The organism is Hanstruepera neustonica (assembly GCF_002895005.1).
GTDB lineage: Bacteria > Bacteroidota > Bacteroidia > Flavobacteriales > Flavobacteriaceae > Hanstruepera > Hanstruepera neustonica.
In genome coordinates, this window is sequence record NZ_POWF01000007.1 from 176,301 (window position 1) to 188,560 (window position 12,260).

Sequence of the window (12,260 nt, forward strand, 5' to 3'; positions counted from 1 at the left end):
CTTATGATATTAATGGAAGTTTTATAATAAAGGTACTTCCTTTTTCTTTTTCACTTTCTACGGATATGTGCCCTTGATGATCGTCAACTATACGTTTGACGTATGCCAGGCCAAGTCCATGTCCTTTTACATTATGTATATTTCCTGTGTGCTCTCTATAAAACTTTTCAAACACACGCTTTTGGGCAGCTTTACTCATACCGCTACCCTGATCTTTTATTTTTAAAATGATGTTTGTACCTACATTTTCAGTGTAAACATCAATTTTGGGAGCATCTGGAGAATACTTAATGGCATTATCCAGAATATTAACGATGACATTAGTAAAATGTGATTCATTTGCTAAAACCGAAGATTTCTCTGCTTCCAAATGGGTTTTAATGAAACCCTTTCTATCCTCAACAATCAGCTCCACATGTGTAATGGCATCTTCAATTAAATCATGCAATTTTACACGGTCTTTACTAATGTTTAATTCATTCTTTTCAAGTTTAGATATTCTCAATACATTTTCCACCTGGGCATGCATGCGCTTGTTCTCATCTTTAATCATTTGAAGATATCGCATAACCCGCTCTTTGTCCTCAATAACTTTAGGATTCTTTATAGCATCCAATGCCAAGTTAATGGTTGCAATGGGCGTTTTAAACTCATGCGTCATATTATTGATAAAATCAGTCTTAATTTCTGAAATTTTACGTTGCTTGAATAATTGCAATAACGCACTTGAATATGCTATAATAATGATTGATGTGAAAATAATCGACAACAGCGTCATTCTAATTATAGAAGACTGTACAAATTTATTCCGCTTGGGAAAGTTCACTAACAATCTGTAGTCATGATTGCCTATTTCGTCAGTAAAAACTGGTATACTAAAAGTGGAAGCCTTCTGTAATTCAAAATTGTCACTTTGTACTTTTGTAGCCAAATCATTACTATAAATGGCAAACTCGAAATCGAGATCAATCCCATCTTCTTGAAGTTTTTGACTCAATAATTCAAATATATCCCTATCAGTTACACGCTTGTGAATTGGTTTTCTACTGGCAAATATCTTAAAAGATTGATCTAAAATAAGCCTTTCAGCTTCGGTTAGCCTACCTTGCTTAATAATTCTTGAAATAGGATTAACATTAATTTCATTATCTAAAGAAGGCTGATTACTATAAATTTTAGTTTCAGTACTATTTAGAATCCGTTTGATGTTTAAACTATCTAAACCCATGTCAAAGAGCGATGAAGATAACTTATAGTTTTCTTCTAAAATACCACTACGGGTAATGAGCGTTTCATTAGTATCGCTATTTTGCTGGTAAATAAACAATTGAGAAATAGCAACTGTATCCGCCTGCTTTTTTTGATCAACTAAATCTTGATACTTAAAGTAATAACCTTCCAATTCCTTTTCTTCAATTTCACGAGAAGTATAGATTAAGGCTCTTTTAACTTTAAAGTCAAATTGCTCTTCTTCATTTTTAATGGAGTTGTTGATATAATATGCCTGAACAAATATAATTCCGACAAGCGACAAACTCATTAACAACACCAATATGATGAATAACCTTTTGCTCATCGCTCAAAATTAACATTTTAACATTTAGATGTCTTAGCATTTAACCTTACATTAACAAAAATGTTAAAAATATAGTGTAATTAATTGATTGTCAGTAGTTTTTCATGGACATCCATAACTTGCTGACGCATTTTATCTAAATCAACATTCTCTATTATAAAATCAGCTTTGGTCATTTTTTTAGCATCACTTAACTGATTGTCCATAATAGCTTGGACCTTTTTTACTGTAGTATTATCGCGTTCCATGACCCGCTTAATTCTCAAATCTATTGGAGCTGTTACTAAAATTGTAAAGTCACAGTTTTTGTGACCGTTTGTCTCAAACAATATAGCCGATTCCTTCAAAACATATGGGCCTTTTTGATTTTTTACCCACCTATTAAAATGCTGACCCACTTTAGGGTGGACAATACCATTCATTTTTTCAAGCAATGATTTATCATGAAAAATTTTATCAGCAATAAATGGTCTGTTGAGTTCATTATCAGTATAAGCCAGTTCACCAAATAAATCAATCAATTTGCGTTTAATAACTTTAGATCTGTTCATCAAGGCTTTTGCTTCATCATCAGCTATATAAACAGCAATTCCCAGCTCATTAAATACTTTTGCGACCGTAGTCTTACCGCTTCCAATACCTCCTGTTAATCCTACTATTTTCATTCAGTAATAATATAATCTATTTGTTGCTGACCAACTCTAACATTTTTAACTGTTTTAGGGCTTTTCACCACTATGGGGCGTAAAAATGGTTGACTTTCTGATAGGTCAGCAAAATTGCATTCAACTTTAAAATCATCTCTGCTGATATTGTTAAAGTTTTGTAAACTCGTGTAGTAAGAAACATTGACAAACTTGGGAAAATACTTAATGTTTAAACTATCTGGAACATTCATGACTTGAACAGGAATTTTAAGATTGCCTTCAGTAAATTTTCCAACTTGAGCAGTCACATTGGTATGAGTATTTGAAAATTTCAATTCTTCTTTTGATTCAGGTAATTTGAGACTGATTTTAACCTGAATATCTTTTTTTATATCTTTTAATAAAATCGTATCTGTTTGAATACTGCTTATTTCAGAAATGAGCATTTCAGGACCAATTATCCTAATGGAATCAGGCTGTAATTTAAAGGACTCGATTAAATCATATCCCAAACTAAAATTTAGCTTGTGGTTGACAATTATGGGCACTTTTTTAGTAGCATTAATATCATATTTAAACTTTAACGTGTCAGGATTGATATTAGTCACTTCAACATTTTTATCAAATTGTGCAATGATGTCAGAATAACCTACTGAACTATTCCAAATATAACAGCTATCATTTTTTACAATGTTTTTAGAAAAATCAATATCAATTACTGGAGTACCAACGTAATACTTTAATAAATTGAATCCTTGAGTCTTCAGACTCACATTTAGAACACGATCATTATCGAAAAGTACATATTCTTCTGGAACATTAAGTTTATTAATATGAAATGCAATTGTATTGGTGTATGACCTAGATAATTTAGTTAACAAAAGAATACCAAAAGAAATCGATAAGAATATAATGAAAATATTTATTTTCTTATTCTTTATTGAAGATATAATTTTCGATTTCAGACTTTTAATCATGACTTAAAAAATAATTCTGGAAAATGCTCTTTTGGATCTTTCTTTAAAATATTGATTGCAAAAACAGATTCAATAAATCCATATCCATATCCCACAAATTGCAGCAAAACAGCTATTATAGCATAGCATGCTACCAATATATTTTTCGTTTTTAATAAGGATACTAAAAAAACGAGAATAACATAAAACCCATATAACAATATTGGCCAAAACCACTTATAAAATACTAATAAAATAATGGAAATCAATAATCCAAAAACAAATAAAAATGGGAACCAATAGGTTACCTTTTTCGTATCTGGATGCCATAGGTTGAGTATGGGCCTAACTTTACCAAATTTATTGACTTGGGTATAAAATTTGCCCCATGATATGCGTCTTTTATGATAAACAAAAGCTTCCGGGATAAGTTTCGTTTTAAAATTCAATTTCCAAAGGCGAATGGATAAATCAGGATCCTCTCCTGGGTGAATGTTGCCAAAACCATTAGTCGCTAAAAAGGCCTCTTTAGAAATCCCCATATTAAAACTCCGAGGTTGAAATTTATCAATACAACGCCTACCTCCTCGTATTCCTCCTGTTGTTAAAAAAGAGGTCATCGCAAAATTGATGGCTTTCTGCAAATTAGAAAATGAATCCTTTGCGGCATCAGGGCCACCATAACAATCAACAAATTCCGATTGTAGACTTTTATTTACATAAAATAAATAGTTTTTGGGTAAAATACAATCGGAGTCCAAAATTATAAAGTAATTGCCCGAAGCATGTTTCATCCCAAAATTCCTTGAATCTCCTGGTCCAGAATTGGGCTTAACAAGGTATACAATGTTTAAGGTGCTTTTAAAAGAATTTACAACATCAACAGAAGCTTCGGTAGAACCATCCTCAACAATAATAATCTCAAAAGAATCAGTAAACTCAAGGTTAGCAAAGCTCTCCAATAATTCTTTAATTTCATTGGGACGATTAAAGACTGGAATAATGAATGAATACTCTAACTGCATAGAACAAATGTAAATAAACCCATAAAAAAAGCCACTCAATATGAGCGGCTTTTTAAATATTAAAATGAATTATTAGTTTCTTATAATTCTGATAGTTTCTGTTTGATTATCAACTGTTACTTTTACAAAATAAGCACCTGACTTTAATGCAGACATATCTACATTACTTTCAACAGCATTCGGCACATTGTTTATCACAGTTTGCCCTAACATGTTAAACACAGTTATATTTTGAATATTCTTCTGCGCTTTAATTGTTAAATTATTACTTACAGGATTTGGAAAATATGTGAATAATTCTTGGTTAACAGCTTGAAAATCTTCTGTTGAAAGCGTAGCATCCATAACGATGATATTGAATGTTCCTTCGGTTCTAAAATTTCCTTGCCTTGCAGCTATACCATCACTCCATACCATTACATAATAGGTAGCGCCACTAGTTAGCCCAGTAACATTCAACATTTCACCTCCGTTGCCATTAGAACAACCTAGCGAATCATCATCCAACTGATTACAATCTGGATAGACAGCTATATTAGCTTGATCAGAAGCACCTGTAATAGTAGTCATGATACCTACATCACCATCAGCTGGTGCTACGAACGAATACCAAACATCCGATTTGAATTGGAATGGTTGACAAGTTGTATCATCAGTTGCTCCAGTTGAACTATCAGTTGCTCCTGCTGTAGTACCAGATGCTTGTACATCTAAAGTAAGTCCTTCTGCATTGGCGCATAAATCGTTTGCAGGAGCTGGGATATTAGCAGCGCAAGTAACATTCATAACAAAAGTACCTTGTGAAGTATTCCATCCTTCTACCATAATATAATAAGTACTAGTGCCATCTGAAGCAAATGTCAAATAAGATCTTGTACTACCTGCACCACAGGCTGCAGCATTATCATCATTAAATGCTATTTGATTTGTAGCTGGACAATCAGTAAATACTCTAACAGCTGTATCATAGCCTGATCCACACAAATCTAAAGTAACATCTTCTGCTACACCAGAACCTGTATAAGAGAACCATACATCATTAGCTCCATTTCCCCCACTATCAGTAGCTAAAACTGTAGATCCAGCGTAATTTCCGTCACAAGCAATAGCTATTGCCGAACCACACTCATCATTTGATGGTGGACAAGAATCTGTTAATACACCTGAACTAATATCACAATCTGCATTATCTCCTACTATAGAGACAGAAACTGCGCTGCCCGTAGGGAATGGTCCAACAGAGTAGGTATTAACGCCCATATCAACAGCAACAACATCTGCATTAAAATTATTAGTTATTGATAAAGCACCATTACTTCCTAAATCTGTTACATCAACATCAATGGTAAACTGACTATTAGCACAGTCATCAACAACAGCAACTGTTCCAGCTGGAGGGATACAACCTATAAAAGAAATCTCCCAATCAAATGGACCAAAACTCCATCTATCTGTCCATTGAATATAATAGGTAGTGCCATTAGCAACTGGATACTCCAAATACGAAGCCCAAGCATTTCCATCTCCCAAATCACAAGCATCATCATTTTCAACTAATGCAGCACCAGCACAATCATCATAAACAATTACGTGTGTGTCATCACCTCCATCACAAGAACTTAAAATCATGGTTCCATCACCTGGAGCTGTAAAAGAAAACCAAGCAAAATCATTTTCATCAGCACCAGCATTTGTATCAGTAATAGTTGTTCCAGTAATTGTACCTGTGCTTACTGAAACAGCACTAGCACAGTCTACCCCACCATTTTGGGAAAACCCAAAACTAATGGATAAAAAAGTAAATAATAAAGTAATTTTTTTCATATTGAAATAATTTAAGTTAAGTTAATGCTTAAATGTATTGAATAATTTAAACTCAAAAAATTTGGTTTACATTTAATCGGTAAAAAAAGGTTTTTTTTCGACAAAATACATTTTATATCGACAAAGTGTTCTATTCTTTAATTATGCGTTTAACAACTGTATTATCTTCAAGAACCAATTTTAGTACATAAACTCCGTCTGAAAAATTAGAAATATCCACACTCAATTGTTTGGAATTCCAATTAATTTCCTTTAGTAAGCTTCCGGAAAGATTATAAAACTTAATTTCTTTTAATATATCAGTACATTTAATGTGTAAAAATTCAGAAACTGGATTTGTAATAAATAACTGTGGTTTTGAATAAAACTCACTAACGCTTAATGGGTTAGATCCTTCTAAAATTGTGATGTGTTGATTGGCCGAAACACTTTCAAAGTAATCAACCATCCCACTCAACCAAGTAACCTTAATGTAATCTACTTGAGTGTTTGTTCCTAATCCAAAAAATTCAGTATTAGAATTCTGTGATAAATATCCCTCTCCACTTAAGGTATATCTGTAATATTGCTGTCCATTAATTGAAATTTCAATTCTGGAACCTACCCCATCACGATTACTAACAACTCCCTCTAAATTAATTTTTAACCAATTGTTATCATTCTCTGTTTCGTTTTTCCATAAAAAAGGTTGCTGATTATTTGAATTGCTAACCACAATATCAGGATAACCGTCATTATCAATATCACCTATGGCATTAGAGAAACTATTTCCAGTATCATTCTCAAAACCAATTCCAGATGGAATTGTAAAAGTTTGGTCACCATTATTTAAATAAAATGCCGAAGATAAATAGCTTCCAACAGTACCATCAAGTTCTCCACTGACATAAAGATCCAAGTCCCTATCATTATCTGCATCCAAAAAAACGGCTCCCCAACCAATACTATAAAAAGCAGTTCCAGTTAAAACAGCAACATCATCAAAAGTTCCATCACCATTATTTTTTAGTAAGACATTTCCCGATTGCGTGTTCGTAACATATATATCAAACCAACCATCATTATTATAATCACCTATAGTAGCAGTCATAGCATCAATTGATATATTGGTATTAGAAACTATTGAAACATCACTAAACGTGTTATCCCCATTGTTCTTATATAATTTGTTCGGAATATAATCTTTATCATTAACTTCATAAATATCCTGCCAACCATCGTTATTATAGTCAAAAAAAGCGGAACAAAAAGTAAAGTTGCTTGTATTAGAAATACCTGCCGACGTGCTAACATCTTGAAATGTAGTATCTCCATTATTCTTGTACAATCTATTAGGAGCAAAAACACCCTCTCCTCTATTGCAAATAAAAACATCTAAAAACCCATCGTTATTATAATCTCCCCAAGAAGCACTATAAGATTCTAAATTTCCAATAGGTAATCCAGAACTTAAGGTGATATCAACAAAATTACCATTGTTTTCATTCACAAATAACTTGTTACCATTGGATGTATTACTTACAATGTATAAATCTTTATCACCATCATTTTCTATATCCACCCAAAACAAACTTTTAGTTTGGTATCGAAAATCGGGTAGATTCCAATTACTTTCAACAAAAATACCATTATCATTCTCAAAAAATTTAATAGCTATGTCATGCCCTGAAGAAAAAGATAAATCATCCCAACCGTCATTGTTAAAATCAACGAATGAAACACCATTACCTGCAAAAGTAACTCCTAAATCCAAATTATCTAGACCCAAATTGTTAGCTTCATTTGAAAACAAAATTTGAGAACTAACTTGCCAATTAACGAGCACTACTATTATGAATATGCATATTCTTAACATGATATTTAATTCTTGATGATTTTTTTTGAAATTAATGTATTACCATATTGAATTTTTAAAATATAAACTCCTGAAGATAAATTGCCCATGTTCACTTCTCCTTCTGATTTATTTGGTTCACTTGCATAAACACGGCTACCAATTTGATTAAAAATTTCAATTACTGAAACAGGTAATTTAGAATGAAATTTTATCACTTCATTAGCTGGATTAGGATAAACATTAAAATCATTTTGAAAGACCTCTTCTGTTACAGACAAAGGATAAGATCCTTCGACTATATTTAATATTTGATTGGCAGTGACATTTTCTAAATAATCTATCGTACCACTAAGCCAGGTAACTTTTACATAATCTACTTCACTATTAGTTCCCAAACCAAATAATTCTGAATTTGTATTTTGAGATATATAACCTTCTCCACATAAAGTGTAGCGGTATTGTTTTTCTCCATTTATTGATATTTCAATTCTGGATCCTATACCATCTTTATTACTAACAACTCCTTCTAAATTAATTTTTAACCAGTTGTTATTTTGTGCACTCTGATTTTTCCATAGAAAAACTGATTCATTGTTGGAATTACTAACAATAATCTCTGGATAACCATCATTATCTACATCACCGATAGCGTTTGAATGACTAATTCTTGTATCATTATTGAATCCGGCATTTGGCGTAGAGAATGTCTCATCGCCATTATTAGTATAAAATTGGGCAGAAAGTAATGCAGGAATAGATCCGTCCATGGAACTACTCACATACATATCTTGATCCATATCATTATCAGCATCCAAAAAAACAGCTCCCCATGCAAAACTATGAAAGTCAGTACCAGTAATTTCAGTTACATTAGTGAAGGTATTATCACCATTATTTTTAAAAAATGCATTGCCTCCAATTGGTGTATTGGTAACATAAATATCAAACCAACCATCATTATTATAATCTCCAATGGTAGTTGTCATGGCATCAATAGCAATGTTTACACCTGCACTGGGTGCAACATTAGTAAAGGTGTTGTTACCATTATTGTGGTATAAAAAGTTTTCATTAAAATCCTTATCGTTTGCCACATAAATATCTTGCCAACCATCATTATTATAATCAAAAAATGCCGAACAAAATGATAAGTGACTCGTTAAGTGAATACCTGCAGAAACACTGATGTCGCTGAATGTTCCGTCTTGATTATTCAAGAACAATAAATTTGGTTGAACCAAATTTTCATCACGATTACTGATAAAAACATCCAAAAAACCATCGTTATTTATGTCTCCAAATGATGCTCCCCATGACTCTATATTAGCAGTAGGTAAACCAGAAGCTGCAGTAACATCTGTAAAAACCAAAGAACCATTATTATTGTATAAATGATTGCCATTAAGATTACTAATAATGAAAAGGTCTTTATCACCATCATTATCATAATCAGCCCAAATTATTTGTCTACCTTGAACATTATCATTTGGAAGTGAAAAATTTTGTCTTGTAAAGGTTCCATCTTGATTGTTTAGAAAAAATTCCGACTGGTTTCCAAAACTGGTTGCTATGGAAATATCATCCCAGCCATCATTATTGAAATCACAAAATGAAATACCACTTCCATACTCCAAATCACCGGCCGTCATATTTACGCCTAAAGCTGTTGCCTGATTGACAAAATCTATTTGTGCATAAATACCAAAAGTCCAAAAAATTATAAGAAATAAAGCAACGTTTGATATTTTCATTTGAATAGCATCTTTAGTATTGTTCAAAAATTAAATTTACTATTAAAAAAAACTTTTTACAAAATAAAAAGAGAAGCTATTTGCTTCTCTTTCAAAATTTTATTTTACTCACTAGACTATTTTGTAAATGTTTCCATAACAGCATCACTGACTCCCATATTACTGAAGCCACCATCATGGAACAGATTCTGAAGCGTTACCTTGCGCGTCAAATCGCTAAACAATGTTACTGTGTAATTTGCACAATCCAAAGCCGTGGCATTACCAAGAGGCGACATTTTTTCAGCATAGGAAATAAAACCATCAAATCCTTTTACACCGCTACCTGCAGTAGTTGGTGTTGGGGATTGTGAAATGGTATTAACCCTTACTTTTTTATCACGTCCAAAGAAATAACCAAAACTACGCGCTATACTTTCCAATAAAGCTTTGTTGTCTGCCATATCATTATAATCTGGAAACACCCTTTGTGCTGCCATATAAGTTAAAGCCACAATACTACCCCAATCATTCATGGCATCTTTTTTATAAAGAGTCTGCATAACCTTGTGAAATGAAGTGGCTGAAACATCGGTTCCTTTTTGAGTCCAATCATAGTTTTGATCAGTGTAATGATTTCCCTTTCTGACATTTATGGACATACCTATGGAATGCAGTACAAAGTCAATTTTACCACCTAATATTTCCATAGCTTGATCGACAAGATTCTCTAAATCTTCAATTGACGTAGCATCTGCTGGGATGACTTTAGAACCTGTTTTTTCAGCTAAAGCATTAATTTGTCCCATTCTCATGGCTACAGGTGCATTGGTCAATACGAATTTACCTCCTTCTTCATGAACACGTTCAGCTGTTTTCCAAGCAATTGAATTTTCATCTAATGCTCCAAAAATAATTCCTTTCTTCCCTTTTAATAAATTATGTGACATATTGTTGAATTGTTGATTCGTTATTTTCTTTTCAAAGATAGTATTAATTCAATAATTGTTTGGCATGGGCTATGGCCGAATTTGATATTTTTTCACCGCCCAACATTTGGGCAATTTCTACAATGCGTGCATCAAAATCCAATTTATTCAAACTTGTTTGGGTAATCTGGTCAACATCTTCCTTGTATACTTTAAAATGCGTGTGGCCTTTAGCAGCAATCTGTGGAAGATGTGTTATGGTAAACACCTGCATCGTATTACTCATTTGCAACATGATATCACCCATTTTATTGGAGATTTCACCAGATACACCTGAATCGATTTCATCAAAAACAATTGACGGCAATTGCACGTAATTTGACAAAATAAGCTTGATAGCCAACATAATTCGGGACAGTTCACCTCCAGATGCCGCTTTTTTCAGGTCATTAAAATTCCCACCTTTATTGGCTTTAAACTGAAATTGAAGATTATCTTTACCATTGGAATGAAAATTATCTGATAAAATCAATTGAATATTAAATTGAGCATTAGGCATTCCTAATTGATTCAAAATTTTTTCTAGTTCTTCTGAAAGTCTGGGAATGGCCAATTTTCGATTATCATGAATTTCTTGTGAGATAGTATTCAAAACCTCTAAAGAACTCTGAACTTCTTGTTCTTTGTTAGCCATATCAGCGTCAATATTTTCAGCGGCCAAGACTTTTTTAGAAAGTCCATTACGAATTTCAATCAAATCAGTAATAGTCTCAACGTGATGCTTTTTAAGTAAATTGGAGAGCAAATCGATTCTGTTACCAATTCCTTCAATTTGTGAAGTATCCAAGTCCAAATGATCTTGAAGCGTATTTATCTCATCAAATATATCATTCAATTCAATAATTGAACTATTTACCCTATTAAATAGATCATCGTATTTTGAGGCATATTTAGACAACCTTTGAAGATTGTTTTTTAATTGTGTTAAATTACCAATGGCACCTATTTGTTCATCATTCAATAAGTAATCAGCACTTTCAAAAGTTTGCTTAATTTCCTCCAGATTATTCAAGGTCTCATACTGCTCCTCGAGTTCTTCTAGTTCACCAGTCTTTAAATGAGCGTCTTGCAGTTCGTTCAGTAAAAACGTATTGTAATCCTGCTCCTTTAAAGCTTCTGATTGAAAATTTAATAAGGCATCATATGCTTTCTGAAGTGATTTATGTTGAACCAATGCCCTTTTATAACGTTCTAGGCAGTTCTCATTCTTGGCCAAGGCATCAATAACCCGAAATTGAAAATCATCATCAACCAATTGCATGGTTTCGTGTTGTGAGTGGATATCAATCAAATGATTTCCTAGAGTTTGCAAACCACTCAAGTTAACAGGTGAATCATTAACAAATGCACGCGACTTTCCAGAAGGCAAAATTTCTCTTCTAATGATGGTTTGTGATTCATAATCGAAATCCAACTGCTGAAATAAACTTTCTAGTTGGTAATTAGTAACATCAAAGACCGCTTCTATAATGCATTTTTCATCACCCTTTTTTAATGCACTCAAATCAGCTCTTTTACCTAAAATCAATGATAATCCTCCTAGAAGAATAGATTTTCCAGCACCGGTTTCTCCTGTAATAATTGTTAATCCTTGATTAAAATTGACCTGAAGGCTATCAATTAAGGCATAATTCTTTATGGAAAGTGATGTCAGCAAATTACAATGAATTTTAAAT

General features: G+C 32.7%; 9 protein-coding genes. All 9 read right to left on the bottom strand.

The genetic code is table 11. The features are described 5' to 3' along the window. Position 1: 1 nt before the first annotated feature. The 9 genes from C1T31_RS11070 to recN all read right to left on the bottom strand — a co-directional run bounded on the left by C1T31_RS11070 (position 2) and on the right by recN (position 12,241). Complete coding sequence (locus C1T31_RS11070; RefSeq protein WP_103052554.1) at positions 2-1,576, bottom strand: sensor histidine kinase; 1,575 nt, start codon at positions 1,574-1,576, stop codon at positions 2-4. A gap of 80 nt (positions 1,577-1,656) precedes the next feature. Then, positions 1,657-2,241, bottom strand: coding sequence for a dephospho-CoA kinase (coaE, locus tag C1T31_RS11075; protein ID WP_103052555.1), 585 nt, complete (start codon positions 2,239-2,241; stop codon positions 1,657-1,659). Next, a complete protein-coding gene (locus C1T31_RS11080) occupies positions 2,238-3,200 on the bottom strand; it encodes a CdaR family protein (protein WP_103052556.1) in 963 nt (320 codons plus the stop codon). Before C1T31_RS11080 ends, coaE begins: the two co-directional genes overlap by 4 nt. Further along, positions 3,197-4,204, bottom strand: coding sequence for a glycosyltransferase (locus C1T31_RS11085; protein WP_103052557.1), 1,008 nt, complete (start codon positions 4,202-4,204; stop codon positions 3,197-3,199). Before C1T31_RS11085 ends, C1T31_RS11080 begins: the two co-directional genes overlap by 4 nt. Before the next feature lie 72 nt (positions 4,205-4,276). Beyond that, the gene (locus C1T31_RS11090; RefSeq protein WP_103052558.1) at positions 4,277-6,028 is read right to left on the bottom strand and encodes a T9SS type A sorting domain-containing protein; all 1,752 of its coding nucleotides are present in this window, start codon (positions 6,026-6,028) and stop codon (positions 4,277-4,279) included. 130 nt (positions 6,029-6,158) lie between these two features. Then, positions 6,159-7,883 carry an FG-GAP-like repeat-containing protein gene (locus C1T31_RS11095; protein ID WP_103052559.1) on the bottom strand — a complete coding sequence of 575 codons (1,725 nt, stop codon included), beginning with the start codon at positions 7,881-7,883 and terminating at the stop codon, positions 6,159-6,161. Positions 7,884-7,888: 5 nt separating this feature from the next. Further along, positions 7,889-9,616, bottom strand: coding sequence for an FG-GAP-like repeat-containing protein (locus C1T31_RS11100; RefSeq protein ID WP_123912668.1), 1,728 nt, complete (start codon positions 9,614-9,616; stop codon positions 7,889-7,891). Positions 9,617-9,732: 116 nt separating this feature from the next. Continuing rightward, on the bottom strand, positions 9,733-10,545 hold the full coding sequence (locus tag C1T31_RS11105) for an enoyl-ACP reductase FabI (protein WP_103052561.1): 813 nt from the start codon (positions 10,543-10,545) through the stop codon (positions 9,733-9,735). Positions 10,546-10,588: 43 nt separating this feature from the next. Then, a complete protein-coding gene (gene recN / locus C1T31_RS11110; RefSeq protein ID WP_103052562.1) occupies positions 10,589-12,241 on the bottom strand; it encodes a DNA repair protein RecN in 1,653 nt (550 codons plus the stop codon). Positions 12,242-12,260: the final 19 nt, after the last annotated feature.

Excerpts from the sequence above, each read along its gene's own strand:
- C1T31_RS11070 (WP_103052554.1), bottom strand. The coding sequence starts at position 1,576 with ATGAGCAAAAGGTTATTCATCATATTGGTGTTGTTAATGAGTTTGTCG.
- coaE (WP_103052555.1), bottom strand. The coding sequence starts at position 2,241 with ATGAAAATAGTAGGATTAACAGGAGGTATTGGAAGCGGTAAGACTACG.
- C1T31_RS11080 (WP_103052556.1), bottom strand. The coding sequence starts at position 3,200 with ATGATTAAAAGTCTGAAATCGAAAATTATATCTTCAATAAAGAATAAG.
- C1T31_RS11085 (WP_103052557.1), bottom strand. The coding sequence starts at position 4,204 with ATGCAGTTAGAGTATTCATTCATTATTCCAGTCTTTAATCGTCCCAAT.
- C1T31_RS11090 (WP_103052558.1), bottom strand. The coding sequence starts at position 6,028 with ATGAAAAAAATTACTTTATTATTTACTTTTTTATCCATTAGTTTTGGG.
- C1T31_RS11095 (WP_103052559.1), bottom strand. The coding sequence starts at position 7,883 with ATGTTAAGAATATGCATATTCATAATAGTAGTGCTCGTTAATTGGCAA.
- C1T31_RS11100 (WP_123912668.1), bottom strand. The coding sequence starts at position 9,616 with ATGAAAATATCAAACGTTGCTTTATTTCTTATAATTTTTTGGACTTTT.
- C1T31_RS11105 (WP_103052561.1), bottom strand. The coding sequence starts at position 10,545 with ATGTCACATAATTTATTAAAAGGGAAGAAAGGAATTATTTTTGGAGCA.